The sequence below is a fragment of the Kitasatospora terrestris genome (genome assembly GCF_039542905.1).
GTDB lineage: Bacteria > Actinomycetota > Actinomycetes > Streptomycetales > Streptomycetaceae > Kitasatospora > Kitasatospora terrestris.
The window spans coordinates 7408545-7423691 of record NZ_BAABIS010000001.1; the positions used below are offsets into that span (position 1 = coordinate 7408545).

Here is a 15147-nt window from a genome sequence, read left to right on the forward strand (position 1 = left end):
CTGCCCTGCGGTACCCCCGTGTCCGGGAGGGAGTCGGCATGAGCAACGGCGACAACGGCGACGACGGCGTCCGGTCCTGGTCGGCCGACCAGGACCGGCGGACGGTGATGCGACTGCGCCTCGGCGTCGGCGTGATCGGGCTGCTGCTCCCGATCGCCCTGCCGCTCGGCAACTGGATCTTCGTGCAGCTGGGCCACCCCACCGACATCATGCCCGCCAGCATGAGCGGCTCGTACTACACCAGCACCCGGAACGTCTTCGTCGGCAGCCTGTGCGCGCTCGGCGTGTTCCTGATCGGCTACCGCTACGACCGGCGTGACGACGTGTGGACCAGCGTCGCCGGGTGGTTCGCGATCGGCGTCGCGCTGTTCCCCACCATGCCGAGGGCGGCCACCGCCTTCCAGGAGGTGGTCGGTGTGCTGCACCTGGTGTTCGCCGGAGTGCTGCTCTGCGCGCTGGCGGTCTTCTGCCTGGTCTCGTTCCGGGGCCGGTCCGGCCCGGCGGGCCCGGCCGTCAACCGCTTCTACCTGGCCGCGGGCCTCCTGATCCCCTTCTTCCTGGCCGTCGCGGTCGTCGCCGGTCTGACCGGCTGGGGCAGCCGTTGGACCGTCACGCCCCTCTACCTCTGCGAGGCCCTCTCGGTCTGGACGTTCGGGGCCGCCTGGATCGTCGCGGCGGTGCGGCTGGGCGCCTTCTCCCGCACCCGCGAGCTGCTCGGGGAGGTCAGGGCCCCGCTCTCCTTCGGCTGAGCGTCCGGCCGCCGGGAGGCTCAGGCCGCCCGGCGGTACTCCGCGCCGTCGGGGCTGCGCAGCAGCAGGCCGGCGACGACCAGGTAGCGGCGCAGCGCCGCGCAGTCGTCGTGGACGGTGCGCAGCGCGTCGTTGACCTCGGGCTCGGTGTAGGTGCGGCCGGGCTCCAGGAGGGTCTCGACGAGGTGCTCCAGGAGCTGTCGGCGCCGGGCCGGGCGGCGGGGGATCGCGGTCAGCCGGCCGTGCGAGAAGAGCTGGGCCACGTCGGGGGTGCGGGCGGTTTCGGACATGGGGGGAAGGCTCCCAGCGCCGCCCGGCCCGCACAAGCGGATATCCGGGCCGGTCAGCGGAAGCGCCAGCGGGTCGGGGAGCCGGTGAAGTCCCGCTGGACCAGGCCGATCGCCTGCACCGGGTCGACCCGGACCGTGGCGTTGACGCCCGGGTCGAGGAAGTCGATCCGGTACGCCGTCCGGTACTTGGCGTTGAGGGTGTCCAGGAACAGGCCGATGTCGGCGAGGCCGGTGACGATCTCCGCGTGGCCCTCGACGACGACCGGGTCGAGGGCGTTGTCGGTGGCGACGGCGCACATCGGCTGCTCGGCGAGGTTGCGGGCCTTGCGCGAGCGCAGCCCGCTGCTGAACCACAGCGCGTCCTCCAGCCAGACGCCCCAGACCGGCATCAGGTGCGGCCGCCCGTCGGGCCGGGTGGTGGCCACCCAGTACTCGTGCGAGTCGGTCAGCTGCCGCCGCGCCCAGGACCAGGAGAGCAGCCCGCTGCCCTCGGCGGCCGGCCGGATCCCGTACCCGGGCATGTACGGCCGGCCCGCCATCGGTTCGGCGCCGCCCACGGTCAGTGCTTCTTCGCGCGGCTGGGCTGCACCCGGTCCGGCTCGCCGGGCATCTTCGGATGGTCCGGCGGGTACGGCAGGTCGCCGGCGCCCTGGTGCGCGTAGAGCTCCAGCGCGGCCTCCAGCGAGAACGCGTGCTGCTCCATGTCGGCGTGCACGTCGCCGAGTTCGGCGAAGCGCTCGGGCACGGTGCGCAGCGTGAAGTCGGCGGGGGAGACCTCGTCGAGCTCCTCCCAGCGCAGCGGGGTGGAGACGGTGGCCTGCGGCCGGGGGCGCAGCGAGTACGGCGAGGCGATGGTGCGGTCGCGGGCCATCTGGTTGTAGTCGACGAAGATGGCCTCGCCCCGCTCCTCCTTCCACCACTGGGTGGTGACCTCGCCGGGCATCCGGTGCTCCAGTTCGCGGCCGAGGGCGATGACGGCGTGCCGGCAGTCGGTGAAGGTCCAGCGCGGCTCGACGGGCACGTAGACGTGCAGTCCGCGCCCGCCGGACGTCTTCGGCCAGCCGCGCAGCCCGTACGCGTCGAGGACCTCGCGCAGCGCGTGCGCCGCCCGGACGGCGTCGTGGAAGTCGGTGCCGGGCTGCGGGTCGAGGTCGATCCGCAGCTCGTCGGGGTGCTCGGTGTCGTCCCTGCGGACCGGCCACGGGTGGAAGGTGAGGCACCCGAGGTTGGCCGCCCACAGCACGGCGGCCGGTTCGGTGGGGCAGACCTCGTCCGCGGTGCGGCCGCTGGGGAAGGCGATCCGCGCGGTCGGCAGCCACTCGGGCAGGCCCTTGGGCGCGCGCTTCTGGTAGAAGAACTCGCCCTCCACCCCGTCCGGGAAGCGCTGCAGGGTGGTCGGGCGGTTCCGCAGCCCGCGCAGCACGCCGGGCGCGACCGCCAGGTAGTACTCGGCGACGTCCCGCTTGGTGAACCCGGGCTCCGGGAAGTACACCTTGTCGGGGTTGGACAGCCGCACCGCCCGGCCGTCCACCTCCAGCTCCACAGCTCCAGCCATGGCCCCCACGCTAGGCCTGTCCGGCAGTTCCCGCCGGGCGGCCGCGCGTCCAGCGGGCGACCATCGGAGCCATGGACCTCCCCGTGATGCCGCCCGTGGCGCCGATGCTCGCCAAGTCGGTCGCCGAGATCCCGCCCGGCATGCAGTACGAGGCGAAGTGGGACGGCTTCCGCGCGATCGTCTTCCGCGACGGCGACGAGGTCGAGCTGGGCAGTCGCACCGGCAAGACGCTGACCAGGTACTTCCCGGAGCTGGTGGAGGCGGTGAAGGCCGTGCTGCCGCCGCGCTGCGTGGTGGACGGGGAGATCGTGATCGCGCACGACGGCCGGCTGCACTTCGAGGAGCTGCTGGAGCGGATCCACCCCGCCGCCTCCCGGGTGCGCACCCTCGCCGAGCGCACGCCCGCCTCCTTCGTCGCCTTCGACCTGCTCGCGCTGGACGACGCCCCGCTCGCCGAGCAGCCGCTCGCGGACCGCCGCGAGGCGCTGGCCGCCGCGTTCGCCGGCGTCGCCCCGCCGATCCACCTGGCGCCCGCCACCACCGACCTGGACACCGCCCGGACCTGGTTCGCCCAGTACGAGGGCGCCGGGCTGGACGGGGTGGTGGCCAAGCCCCTCGACCAGCCGTACCGCCCGGGCGAGCGCTCGATGTTCAAGGTGAAGCATGTCCGGACCGCGGACTGCGTGCTGGCGGGTTACCGCGAGCACAAGAGCGGCCCGGTCGTCGGCTCGCTGCTGCTCGGCCTGTACGACGAGGGCGGGCAACTGCAGCACGTCGGGGTGAGCGCCTCCTTCCCGATGGCCCGCCGCCGCGAACTGGTCGAGGAGCTGGCACCGCTGCGGCTGGACGACCTGGGCGGCCATCCGTGGGCGGCGTGGGCGGACGAGGAGGCGCAGGCCTCCTCCCGGTTGCCCGGCGCGGTCAGCCGGTGGACCGGGAAGAAGGACCTGTCCTGGGTGCCGCTACGTCCCGAACGGGTGGTGGAGGTCGGGTACGACCACATGGAGGGCACCCGGTTCCGGCACACCACGCAGTTCAAGCGCTGGCGGCCGGACCGGGAGCCGGGGAGCTGCACCTACGTCCAGTTGGAGGAACCGGTCTCCTACGACCTGGGGGAGCTGCTGCGCTGACCGCCGGTCAGGGCCGCCCGCCGGTCACGGCCGCTCGCCGATGAGGACCGCCAGCCCGTCCAGCATCCGGGCGAGGCCGAACTCGAACAGCCCGTCCAGCTGGAAGTCGTACCCCGCGGAGGCCATCGCGGCCAGCCGCGGGAAGCGGGCCGGGTCGAGCAGGACGGACAGCTCGTCCTCCTGGGCGTCCATCCACTCCTCGCTGGTCTGGCCGGTCTGCGCCTCCGCCTCCCGCTCCAGCTCCAGGTTGAGCGCGACGCCGCGGACGTAGTTCAGCAGCACCAGGTGCGCGGTGAAGACGGTCTGGTCGTCCAGCCCGCGGTCCTCCAGCGCGGCCAGCACCCACTCGGTGTACGGCAGGGCGCTCGCCACCGGCTGCGGCCGGGTCAGCGACATCGCGGAGGCCAGCCACGGGTGCCGGCGGAACGCCGCCCAGAGCCGGCGGGCCGCCAGGTCGAGCCGCTCCCGCCAGCCGGGCGGCGGGTCGGCGGGCAGCGGGTGGCCGGCGAAGGCGGCGTCGAGCATCCGGAAGAGCAGGTCCTCCTTGTCGGCCACGTGGCGGTACAGCGACATGGTGGCGGCGCCGAGCTCGGCCGCCACCCGGCGCATGGAGAGTGCGGCGAGCCCTTCCGCGTCGGCCACCGCGACGGCGGCGGCCACGATCCGCTCCGGCGTCAGCGCGGGCTCCCCGGGCTGCGGGCGGGGCGCGGCCGGCGGCGCGGCGGCGCCCCTGCGGGCCGGGGCGGCCGGCGCCGCGGACGGGGCGGCTTCGGAGGGCGGGGCGGCTCCGGCGGGGCGGTCGACGGCGGCCACCACCGTGCCCACGCCCGGCACTGCCCGGACCAGCCCGGCGGTGCGCAGTTCGGTGAGCACCCGGGTTGCGGTGGCCATCGCCACGCCCCACTCGCGGGTGATCTCCCGGGTGGAGGGCACCCGGTCGCCGGGTGCCAGCCGCCCGCTCTCGATCCGACCCCGCAGTTCGGCCACGATCTGGCTGTACCGCTCCACCGACCACCTCCGTGTACTAGTGCACTCACCCTAGCGCCGGGCCTGTGCGAATACCCGCAGCGCGCCCCTTTGACGCCCTGGTGCACTAGTGCGGATGCCACTTGAACTGCCATATCAAGGCTTGCAGTAGTGCACGCGTACACCGTACATTCGAGTCATGGAGAACAACGACATCCTCGTCTCAGGTGCAGGAATCGCCGGACCCGCTCTCGCGTACTGGCTACGCCGAGCCGGCTTCGCCCCCGTCGTCGTCGAGCGCGCCCCCGCGCCGCGACCCGGCGGCCAGGCCGTCGACCTGCGCGGTGCCGGACGGACCGTCATCACCCGGATGGGCCTGATGGAGGCCGCCCGCGCGGTCTCCCTGGAACAGCGCGGCTTCGCCCTGGTCGACTCCCGCGGCCGGATCGACGCCCGGATGCCCGCCGACGCCTTCGGCGGCGAGGGGATCGTCTCGGAGATCGAGATCCTCCGCGGCGACCTCGCCGACCTGCTGTACGACGCGACCCGCCAGGACACCGAGTACCTCTTCGACGACACCGTCACCGCCCTCGACCAGGACGCCGACGGAGTGACCGTCACCTTCGAGAAGGCCGCCCCGCGCCGCTTCGCGCTGGTGGTCGGCGCCGACGGCGTGCACTCCACCGTCCGCCGGCTCGCCTTCGGCCGCGCCGACGGGTGCTTCCGGCCGATCGGCGGCTACACCGCCTGGTTCACCGCCGAGCTCGACCTCGACCTCGACGGCTGGTACCTGATGCACAACACCCCCGGCGGCCTGGTCTCCTCCGCCCGCCCCGGCCGCCGGCCCGGCGAGGTCAAGGCCGGTCTCAGCTTCCGCTCCGGCCCGCTCGCGTACGACCGCCGCGACCTCGGCGCCCAGCGCCGGCTGATCGCCGAGCGCTTCGCGGGCGCCGGCTGGCAGACCCCGCGGCTGATCGAGGCGATGCACCGCGCCGACGACTTCTTCTTCGAGTCGATGGGCCAGGTCCACCTGGACGGCTGGTCGCGCGGCCGGGTCACCCTGGTCGGCGACGCCGGCTACTGCCCCACCCCGCTCACCGGCCTCGGCACCAGCCTCGCCCTGGTCGGCGGCTACCTGCTGGCCGGCGAACTCGCCTCCTCCCGGGGCGACTTCGGCACCGCCCTGGCCCGGTACGAGGAGCTGATGCGCCCGTACGTCACCAAGGCCCAGGAGCTGCCGCCCGGCGGCATGGGCGGCTTCGCGCCCAACAGTGCCCTCGCCATCCGGATGCGGGCCGCCTCGATGCGCTGGATGACCCGCTGGCCGATGCGCCCCCTGATGGCCGCCCAGTTCGCCAAGGCCGCCGACATCGACCTGCCCGACTACGCCGAGCCGGTCCACTGACCCGGCTTCACCAGCTGCCGCGGGCGGACCGCTCGGACCTGCGCGTTGACCCGGCCGGGTTGTCGGCAGCCGGATCACGGTGAGGCGTGCGGAATCCGGTCTTCCGTCTCCCTACGGTGGTGCCTCGGAATGGTCCGAGGAGGTGCGGATGGATCCGATCGTGATGGCCGCAGGCACCACGCTGGTGTCCGCCATGGCCACCAGTGCGTGGGAACAGGCCCGGGACGCGGCCGTCGGGCTGTGGCGCAGGGTGCATCCGGAGCGCGCCGAGCAGGTGGGCGCCGAGCTGGAGACCGTACGGGCGGAAGTCCTGGAGGCCCGCCGGACGGGCGACGCCGAGACCGAGCAGGCGCTGGCCGGCACCTGGCAGGCCGAGCTTCAGCGACTGGTCCGGGAGGACGCGGCGTTGATCGAAGAGGTCCGGCGGATGCTGGAGGAGCGGCTCACCCCGGTGCTGCCGGCCGACGAGCGGACCCGGATCGGGAAGCTGACGATGAAAGCGGAGGCGTCCGGCCACGCACGGGTCTTCCAGGCCGGCCGCGACCAGCACATCACCGACTCGTGAGCGACACAGGGAGCGGCGAGCCCGGCCTCCGGGCCTGGGGTGCCGACCGTAGCCGGATCTTCCAGGCGGCCCGCGACCAGTACATCGCCGAGCGCGACCTGCATGTGCACTACGAGGACGGCGTCCGCCGCACCCGACGGACCGTGCCGATCGCACCGGACGCGGACGCCGGTGAGTGCCCGTACCCCGGGCTCGCCGCGTTCGAGGCCGACCAGGCCCGCTGGTTCTTCGGCCGCGACAGGCTGACCGCCGACCTGCTGCTGCGGCTGGACGAGCGGCTGGTCACCGGCGGGCCGTTGGTGGTGACCGCGCCCTCGGGGGCCGGCAAGTCCTCGCTGCTGCGGGCCGGACTGCTGCCGGCCGTCCGGCGGGGCGCGCTGCCGGTCGCGGGCTCTGCCGACTGGCCGCAGGTGCTGATCACCCCCACGGACTGGCCCATGGCCTCGCTGGAGGCAGGCCTCGCTGAGATCGCCGGACTGACGCTGCAGGAGGTCGAGGACGCCGGCTCCGCGTCGGGAGCTGCGCGGTTGCGCTCGGCGCTCGGCGGAGCCGGTGGCCGGGATGGCAGGCTGGTCGTGGTGGTCGACCAGTTGGAGGAGCTGTTCACCCTCGGGGCCGACGAGCGGGAACAGCACCGGTTCCTCGACGTGCTGGCCGGGCTGGCAGGGACGGGCACCGGCCGGGAAAGCCCGCCGGCCGTTGTCGTGTATGGCCTGCGGTCGGACTTCTACGGTGCCTGCGCCGGCTTCCCCCAGCTGCGCGAAGCCCTTCGGCAAGGCCAGGTGCTGGTCGGGCCGATGACGCAGGACGAACTGCGGGAGGCCGTCCTCTTCCCCGCCAGGGACGTGGGTCTGGAGGTGGAGCCCGGCCTGGTCGAGGTACTGCTGCGCGACCTCGGCGCCGACTCGTACCCGAGCGGCGGTGACCGCGGCGGGGACACCGACGACGCAGCGGCCGGCACCACTGCGGACAACAGCGGCAGCGGTGCGTATGAGGTCGGGAGACTGCCCTACCTGGCCCACGCCCTGCGGGCCACCTGGCAGCAGCGGCAAGGCCGCACCCTGACCGTGGACGGCTACCGGGCCACCGGGGGTATCCACCAGGCCATCGCGAACACCGCCGAGCGCCGGTTCGCCGCACTCGACCCGGCCGGGCAGCGGATCGCACGCGCGCTGCTCCTCCGGCTGGTGAGGATCGGAGACGGGACCCAGGACACCCGCCGCCAGGTGGCGCGTGCCGAGCTCGACGGTATCGGCGACGACCCGGACACCGTCGCGGTGGTCGTCGACGCGTTCACCCGCGGCCGACTGTTGACCCAGCGTCAGAACACCGTCGGGATCACCCACGAGGCCCTGCTCCGGGCCTGGCCGCGGCTCCGCCGGTGAATCGACACCGACCGGAGCGGTCTGATCGTCCGGCAACAGTTGGAACAGGCCGCACAGGAGTGGGCCGACGCCCGCCGCGATCCGAGCCTGCTCTACCGCGGTATCCGTCTGCAGGCCGCCCGGGAGTGGGCCGGACACGCGGACGGTGACCGGCCGAGCACCACTGCCGCAGCCTTCCTCGCAGCGTCCGTCCGTAACGCCCGGCGCTCGGTGCGCAGACGGCGGGCGGTGATCGCGGTCCTGGCCGTGCTGGCCCTGCTCGCTTCCGGCGCCGCCGTCGTAGCCCTCCAGCAGCGCTCCACCGCACAGGAGCAACAGAAGGTCGCCACGGTCCGGCTGCTGATGGCGAAGGCGGATGCAGCGATGAACAGCGACCCGCGGAGCGCGCTGAGGCTCGACATCGCGGCCCATCGGCTGCACGGCGACGCGGACACCTACGGGTCACTGCAACGAGTGGTCAGCACGACTCCGTACGCGGGCCAGCTCACCGGCGTGGACAGCGAGATCCGGTCGGTGGCGTACTCGCCCAGCGGCCGGTACCTGGCGGCCGGCTTCCAGCGGGGCGGCGTCATGCTGTGGGACGTGAACGAGCCCCACCAGGCGCGTCAGCTGGGTGAACCCCTCGCCATCCCCGACGGCGACGGCGCCGAGAAGGTCGTGTTCTCGGTGCGCGACAGCCGACTGGTCGCAGCGGATGCCAAGGGGGCCGTCGCCGTCTGGGACCTGGCCGACCCGCAGCATCCCAGCCTGGCCGGCACACCCCTGGCGGCTGACCGGGCGGCCTCGTCCGGCACCTGGTTCTCACCGGACGGCGCGGTGCTCGCCAGGGCGGTAACGGCCACGCCCGGGCTCCAGCTGTGGGACCTGAAAGACCCCGCCCAGCCACAGCCGATCGGGCCGCCCCTCACCGCCTACCCCGAACCGGTGGACAGACTGGCCTTCTCCCCGGACGGCACCATGATGGCCACGGCCGCCGGCCGGACCGACAAGAACCCGGTGCTGCTGTGGGACGTCCGACAGCGCGAGGCCCCTCGGCAGGTCGGGCGGATCGTCCCCGCCCAGCCGTATAACGTGCACTCGCTCACCTTCTCGGGCGACGGCCGGGCCCTGGTCGTCGCGGGAACGTTCGGGCCGGAGCTGTGGGACATCGGCAATCCCGCCGAGCCACGTGCCGCCGGAGCGGTGGCCCAGAATGCGATCGGTTGGCGGACGGTCTTCTTCGCGCCGACGGGCGCGACGATGGCCACCACCGACGACCAAGGCGTCGGACTGGTCCTGTGGGACGCCACCCAGATCGGCCGGCCCCGGGCCGTCGACCTACTGGCGGGTGGTCAGTCACCCAGCGTCGTGGCATTCTCACCGGACGGCAGGAGGGTTGCCGGCGGAGGCGGCAACGGCCTCGTCACCCTGTGGAACCTGGACCGCGTCGGCCAGCCCCGCACCTTCGGGCCTCCGTTCGGTGGACACCAGGACGAGCTGGGGCTGCTCGAGTCACTCGCCGTGTCCCAGGACGGAAAGCTGCTGGCGACGGGCAGCCAGGACAACACCGTCGACCTCTGGGACACGGCTGATCCGGCCCGACCGCGCCTCCTCGCCACCCTCACCGGACACACCGGGCAGGGGGTCTACTCCGCTGCCTTCTCGCCCGACGGAAGGACCCTGGCCACGAGCGACACCGAGGGGACCGTCATCCTGTGGGACCTCGCCGATCGTGAGCACCCACGACGGTCGGAGTCCTGGTCACTCGGCTCCGCCGGACCGACGCGGATCCTGATGTTCTCCGCCGACGGGAAGACCCTCATGACGGGCGACTGGGGTGTGGTCCTCTGGGAGGTCGGGACTCCGGGCCTGCCCCGACAGATCGGAAAGGCACTGCAGGACATGAGCCTGCTGGGCGTCTGGCGGGTCCGCGACGGTCGCGTCCTGGCGCTGGTCCACGGCTCCGGAGCCCCGGCGACCACGCGCAGTCCGGTACCCCGACCCACCATCACCGTCTCGGACAGCGAAGGAGAGTTGCGGCTCGAACCCGTCGATCCCACAGGAATCCCTCCGTCGCCCGTCCCCGGTGTTCCCGAGGACCCCGGGGACATGAACGCCGTCCGGCTGTGGGACATCACCGATCCCGGCCGTGCGCACCAGGTGGGACCGGTGCTGTTCGGCCAAGGAAGCGAGGTGGGTGGGGTCGCGATGTCCCCGGACGGAGACCTGCTGGCCGGCGTCGACGGCAAGGGGGCCGTCATCCTGTGGGACCTCACGGATCCCGAGCGCGCCCGCCGCATCGGTGATCCGCTCGCCCCCTACGGCACCAGCCTCACCCCACCCGTCGTGGCCGTCTCGCCGTCGGGGGACATCCTGGCGACCGGTGGGCCCGGCGGCGCCGTCCTGCTGTGGGACCTCGGCAACCGCGCCCAGCCCCGTCAACTCAGTGTGCCGCTGACGAGTGGCACTGAGAGTGTCAAGGGCCTGGTCTTCTCGACCGACGGCAGGACGTTGACGGCCGCGGGTGCCAGTGGCGAGCTGGCCCTCTGGGACCTGAGGCCGGCCTACGACCTGCGCGACCACCTCGACCGGACCGCGTGCCTGGTGGCGGGTGGCGGCCTGGACCGCGAGGAGTGGGCACGCTACCTGCCCGGGACCGACTACCGGGACACGTGTGCCGCTTGAGGTGCGGAAGGTGCTACTGGCTGCCGCGGGACGGGAACCGGGCCGCCACCGCGACGGCGAGCAGCAGGGCCAGGACGGCGGCCAGCGCCGCGCGCGGCTCCACGTGGAAGTGCAGCACCCCGCCGGTCAGCGCACCGAGGAACAGGGCGAGGGCGGTCAGCGCCCGCCGGACGGTGGCCGGGCCGAGCGGGTCGGCGGCCAGCCCGGCGAGGCCCCGGGTCACCACCGTGGTCGGCAGGTCCGGCAGGGCCAGGCGGTGGACCACCCCGTTCTGCAGCCCCATCCCGAGCGCCAGCGGCACCAGCACCGGGTACCGGCCCGCGCCCGCCAGCTGCGCGCCCAGCGACACCGCGACCAGCGCCGCCTGCGCCCCCACCACCAGCGACAGCAGGCGGTGCCCGCCCGCCCGGGGCGCCACCCGGCCCGCCACCGCGGCGCCCGCCAGGAACCCGGCCAGCGCGGTCCCGGACGCGGGGGCGGAGAGCTCGTCCACACCCGTGAGCGCGAGCCCGAGGAAGGCCACGTTCCCGGTCATGTTGGCGACGAAGACCTTGCCGAGGTCCAGGAAGCTCACCGCGTCGACCAGCCCGCCCGCGAAGGTCAGCACCAGCAGCAGCGGGCCCAGCCGCGCGTGGGTGTGCCCGCCGGGAAACATCCAGGTGCCCTGAGCCGCCATGGCCCCAGTCCACCACGCCGGCCCCGCCCGGCCGCCCGTCCGTGAGATGCTGCGCCCTCGATTGGTCTGTTCGGATGCGGATGCGGAGGCGGGGGCTGTGCTGACCGGGAGGACCGCGGTGGTGACCGGCGGGTCGCGGGGGATCGGGCGGGCGATCGTCGAGCGGCTGTGCCGCGACGGCGCGCACGTGGTGTTCGGCTACGCGACCGGCGAGGAGGCGGCCGCCGAGGTGGTCCGCGCGGTGGAGGCGGCGGGCGGCCGGGCGACCGCCGTCCGGGCGGACCTGGCGCTGCCGGACGGGGCGGAGCGGCTGATGGCCGCCGCCGACGAGCACCTGGACGGCCTGGACGTCCTGGTCAACAACGCGGCGACCACCTACCGGCCGACCCCGCTCGCCGAGACCGGGGCGGAGGACTTCGACCGGGTGCTGGCGGTCAACCTGCGGTCGGTGTTCCTGACGGTCCGGCACGCCGCGCGGGTCATGCGGGACGGCGGTCGGATCGTCAACATCTCCACCGTGAACACCGTCCGGCCCGCCCCCGGCATCGCCGCGTACGCCGCGAGCAAGGGCGCGGTCGAGCAGCTGACCTCGATCGCCGCCCGGGAGCTCGGGGCGCGCGGCATCACCGTCAACACCGTCTCGCCGGGCGCCACCGACACCGAGCTGCTGCGCGGCGCCAACCCGCCGCAGGCCCTGGAGGCGGTCGCCGCGCTGACCCCGCTGGGGCGCCTCGGGCGCCCCTCGGACGTGGCCGACGTGGTGGCCTTCCTGGTCGGCCCGGACGGCGGCTGGGTCACCGGCCAGAACATCCGCGCCAGCGGTGGCCTGGCCTGACCGGGCGACGCGTCCCGCCGAGCGGTCCCTGGCCGGGAACGGCCTGACGGAGGGCCGGCCGGGCGGTCGATACTGGCGGGCATGACGGGTGTGTGGGAGATCGCCGGGTCGGCGTTCGGGGCGGTCGCGACCCTCGCGGGGGTGGTGGCCGGCGGAAGGCTCGGCAGCCGGGCGCAGGAGCGGCAGTGGGGGCGCGACGCCTGCCGGGACGCGTGCGCCGACGTGCTGCGCGGGTACGTGGAGGTGCACCGGTACTTCAGCCGGTGGGCCAGGACCGGCGTGCAGGAGGAGTTCGACTGGTCGGAGTGGAACCGGGCGCTCGGCCTGGTCCGGCTGGTCGCCCCGCCGGAGGTGGCGGCGGCCGCCGACGCGATGGACGCCGAACTGTGGGTGATCAGCCACGCGTTGCGCGGCGGCCGGCACGGCATGGACGCCTGGCTGCCGCTGCGCGAGCAGTTGGAGGCGCGGCACCTGGCGTTCCTCAACGCGGCCCGGGCCGGCCTGCTGCCCGGCAACCGGCCGCTGGCCCGGGCGGTCGGCCGCCCGCCCGCCGACCACCCGATCTGGCAGCTGCCGGCCCCGCGGCCGGAGTGAGCGCACCCACGGGCTGACGCCCCGCCGGGGGGAACCGGCGGGGCGTCAGGGGTGGTGCGGCGGTGCGTCAGCCGGTGAAGCCGGCGGTGATGGAGGTGAACTGCCAGTCGTTCTGGGCGATGCCGGAGCAGGTTTCCTGCAGGCCGCCGCCGGCGCAGCCGCGGTCGCGGTTGACCGACCAGAACGCCAGGCGGGCGATGTGGTTGGTGTTGGCCCAGTCGCGGATGTCGGTCCAGTTCTGGACGGTGGTGGTCTCGTTGTTGTCGCTGAGACCGTTCATGCCGGAGATGCCGAGGTGGGCGTAGGCGGTGGCGTCGTCCCAGCCGAAGGTGGACTTCAGCTTGTTCTTGAGGCCGGTGGCCGCGCTCACGGTGGCGGTGTACATGTTGGTCGAGGCGTTGCCGAAGTCGAACGGCATGATGGTGAAGACGTCGATGTCGGCGCCGATCGCCTTGGACTGCTCGATCAGGCGGTTGCCGGCCGCGGTCGGGCCGGAGGTCGAGGTGCCGAAGGTGACGATGGTCCTCAGGCCGGGGTTGTTCTGCTTGACGATCTTCAGGGCGCCGAGGATCCGGTCCTGGACGGTGTAGTTCTCGAACTCGTCGGTGTTCTCGATGTCGATGTCGATCGCCTTGAGGTTGTAGGCGCTGATCACCGACTGGTAGGCACCGGCCAGGGCGTTGGCGTCGGCGCAGTTCGGGCCGAGCTTGTTGCCCGACCAGCCGCCGAAGGACGGGACGACGTCGCCGCCGGCCGCCCGCACCGAGTTGATCGTCTGCTGGTCGACGCCGCCGGTCAGCGGGCGCTGCCCGTCCCAGGAGGCGTTGCAGCCGCCCGAGGAGAGGATGAACGCCATGGTGAACCACTTGATGCCGGTCGCGTTCATCACGGTGGTGGCGGCCGGCGGGTTGCCCCAGCCGTTGTACAGGTACGGCGCGGCCTGCTTGAAGCCGGTGCCGCCGGTGCTCGGGTCGGTGGTGACGGTCAGCGCGTTGGAGGCCGCCGAGGTGTTGCCGGCCGCGTCGCGGGCCTTGACCGTGAAGGTGTAGGCGGTGTTCGCGGCCAGGCCGCCGACGGTGGCGCTGGTGCCGGTGACCGTGGTGGCGAGCGTGGAGCCCCGGTAGACGTCGTAGGCGGTGACGCCGACGTTGTCGGTGGAGGCCGTCCAGGAGAGCGAGACCGAGCTGGTGGTCTTGGCGGTGGAGGCCAGCGAGCCGGGCGCGGTGGGCGCCTGGGTGTCGCCACCGGTGGGGTTGGTGGTGACGGTCAGCGCGTTGGAGGCGGCGGAGGCGTTGCCGGCCGCGTCACGGGCCTTGACGGTGAAGGTGTAGGCGGTGTTCGCGGCCAGGCCGCCGACGGTGGCGCTGGTGCCGGTGACCGTGGTGACCAGGGCTCCGCCCTGGTAGACGTCGTAGGCGGTGACGCCGACGTTGTCGGTGGAGGCCGTCCAGGAGAGCGAGACCGAGTTCGCGGTCTTGCCGGTGGAGGCCAGCGAGCCGGGCACGGTCGGCGCCTGGGTGTCGCCGCCCCCGCCGGGGCCGTCCAGGCTGATGTCGTCCGCGTAGTAGGTGCCCTGGCCGTACCAGCCGTTGGTGTAGATCTCGGCGGTGGTCTGCGCGGCGCCGGTGGTGAAGGAGACCGACAGCTGCTGCCAGTTGGCGGCGGACGGCGTCCAGGTGGAGGTGCCGCCGGTGACGCCCAGGTACACGTAGGCGCCGCGGACCCAGCCGGAGAGGCTGTAGGTCGTGTTCGGCTGGACCTGGACGGTCTGGGTGCACTTGGCGTTGTCGCTCGCACTGGCGGCGCCGGCCAGGGCCTTGCTGCCGGAGTGCACGGGGGTGGTGACGACCGAGCCGGTGCCGCCCGAGCAGGACCAGCCGGAGAGCGTGCCGGTCTCGAAGCCGGGGTTGGTCAGGATGTTCGCGGCGTGCGCGGTGCTCGGCACGGTGACGGCGGCGGCCGCCGCCAGCAGGGCGGCCACGCCGGCGGCGGGCAGGCGGGTGCGGCGGGTGCGGGCGTGCACGGGGGACCTCCGGTGGGGGTGTGGGGGTGGAGGTGCGTGGGAGCGCGGACAACAAAATGGACTGGACCAATTGGTCATGTCAAGGCCCGCCCACGGTTCGGGACCGCACTGCTGAACCTCCGTCAGGGTTCCCGGGGCTGCTCCGTACGGGTGGCATTCGCCGCACCGCCGTCCGGGTCGCGGCCCTGGCCGGGCACGATCGTTCAGCCCTGCTGTGGCCCCCGTTAAGAATTCCTCGATGGACCGCACCCCCTCCGACCAGGCAGATTTCAACCTCGGGTCGCACCCGGCCCCTCCCTCCGTGCGTCAG

Annotated in this window: 14 protein-coding genes; 8 read left to right on the forward strand and 6 right to left on the reverse strand. The window is 73.6% G+C overall.

Annotated features, from left to right (window positions below; genetic code table 11):
* Positions 1-38 precede the first annotated feature (38 nt).
* Positions 39-749 (forward strand): hypothetical protein, encoded by a 711-nt coding sequence (locus ABEB06_RS33920; protein ID WP_345700751.1) that lies wholly within the window; start codon positions 39-41, stop codon positions 747-749.
* A gap of 20 nt (positions 750-769) precedes the next feature.
* On the opposite strand, the gene ABEB06_RS33925 is transcribed toward ABEB06_RS33920, so the two are convergent.
* The 3 genes from ABEB06_RS33925 to ligD are packed head-to-tail and all read right to left on the reverse strand — an operon-like array spanning position 770 to position 2594.
* Positions 770-1039: a DUF2087 domain-containing protein gene (locus ABEB06_RS33925; protein WP_345700752.1), complete on the reverse strand. Its 270-nt coding sequence runs from the start codon at positions 1037-1039 to the stop codon at positions 770-772.
* Positions 1040-1092: 53 nt separating this feature from the next.
* Positions 1093-1596, reverse strand: coding sequence for a pyridoxamine 5'-phosphate oxidase family protein (locus ABEB06_RS33930; protein ID WP_345700753.1), 504 nt, complete (start codon positions 1594-1596; stop codon positions 1093-1095).
* Between the two features lie 2 nt (positions 1597-1598).
* The gene (ligD, locus tag ABEB06_RS33935; protein ID WP_345700754.1) at positions 1599-2594 is read right to left on the reverse strand and encodes a non-homologous end-joining DNA ligase; all 996 of its coding nucleotides are present in this window, start codon (positions 2592-2594) and stop codon (positions 1599-1601) included.
* 71 nt (positions 2595-2665) lie between these two features.
* Here ligD and ABEB06_RS33940 point away from each other — a divergent pair, with 71 nt between their 5' ends.
* Positions 2666-3724 (forward strand): ATP-dependent DNA ligase, encoded by a 1059-nt coding sequence (locus ABEB06_RS33940; protein ID WP_345700755.1) that lies wholly within the window; start codon positions 2666-2668, stop codon positions 3722-3724.
* Positions 3725-3748: 24 nt separating this feature from the next.
* Here ABEB06_RS33940 and ABEB06_RS33945 read toward each other — a convergent pair whose 3' ends face one another.
* On the reverse strand, positions 3749-4732 hold the full coding sequence (locus tag ABEB06_RS33945; protein ID WP_345700756.1) for a TetR/AcrR family transcriptional regulator C-terminal domain-containing protein: 984 nt from the start codon (positions 4730-4732) through the stop codon (positions 3749-3751).
* 157 nt (positions 4733-4889) lie between these two features.
* On the opposite strand from ABEB06_RS33945, the gene ABEB06_RS33950 reads away from it, so the two are divergent.
* From ABEB06_RS33950 to ABEB06_RS33965, 4 genes are all read left to right on the forward strand, one after another.
* Entirely contained in the window at positions 4890-6095 is a 1206-nt protein-coding gene (locus ABEB06_RS33950) for an FAD-dependent monooxygenase (RefSeq protein ID WP_345700757.1), read from the forward strand.
* 148 nt (positions 6096-6243) lie between these two features.
* On the forward strand, positions 6244-6660 hold the full coding sequence (locus tag ABEB06_RS33955; RefSeq protein WP_345700758.1) for a hypothetical protein: 417 nt from the start codon (positions 6244-6246) through the stop codon (positions 6658-6660).
* A complete protein-coding gene (locus ABEB06_RS33960; RefSeq protein ID WP_345700759.1) occupies positions 6657-8045 on the forward strand; it encodes an ATP-binding protein in 1389 nt (462 codons plus the stop codon). Before ABEB06_RS33955 ends, ABEB06_RS33960 begins: the two co-directional genes overlap by 4 nt.
* A gap of 39 nt (positions 8046-8084) precedes the next feature.
* On the forward strand, positions 8085-10709 hold the full coding sequence (locus tag ABEB06_RS33965) for a WD40 repeat domain-containing protein (RefSeq protein ID WP_345700760.1): 2625 nt from the start codon (positions 8085-8087) through the stop codon (positions 10707-10709).
* Between the two features lie 13 nt (positions 10710-10722).
* Here the strand turns inward: ABEB06_RS33965 and ABEB06_RS33970 are convergent, their stop codons facing one another.
* Positions 10723-11385 carry a YoaK family protein gene (locus tag ABEB06_RS33970; protein ID WP_345700761.1) on the reverse strand — a complete coding sequence of 221 codons (663 nt, stop codon included), beginning with the start codon at positions 11383-11385 and terminating at the stop codon, positions 10723-10725.
* Positions 11386-11431: 46 nt separating this feature from the next.
* Between ABEB06_RS33970 and ABEB06_RS33975 the strand changes: the two genes are divergently transcribed.
* Both ABEB06_RS33975 and ABEB06_RS33980 read left to right on the forward strand, forming a co-directional pair.
* Positions 11432-12220, forward strand: a complete 789-nt coding sequence (locus ABEB06_RS33975; RefSeq protein ID WP_345702079.1) for a glucose 1-dehydrogenase — start codon at positions 11432-11434, stop codon at positions 12218-12220.
* 81 nt (positions 12221-12301) lie between these two features.
* Complete coding sequence (locus ABEB06_RS33980; RefSeq protein WP_345700762.1) at positions 12302-12814, forward strand: hypothetical protein; 513 nt, start codon at positions 12302-12304, stop codon at positions 12812-12814.
* 67 nt (positions 12815-12881) lie between these two features.
* Here ABEB06_RS33980 and ABEB06_RS33985 read toward each other — a convergent pair whose 3' ends face one another.
* Positions 12882-14837, reverse strand: coding sequence for a fibronectin type III domain-containing protein (locus tag ABEB06_RS33985; RefSeq protein WP_345700763.1), 1956 nt, complete (start codon positions 14835-14837; stop codon positions 12882-12884).
* Positions 14838-15147 lie beyond the last annotated feature (310 nt).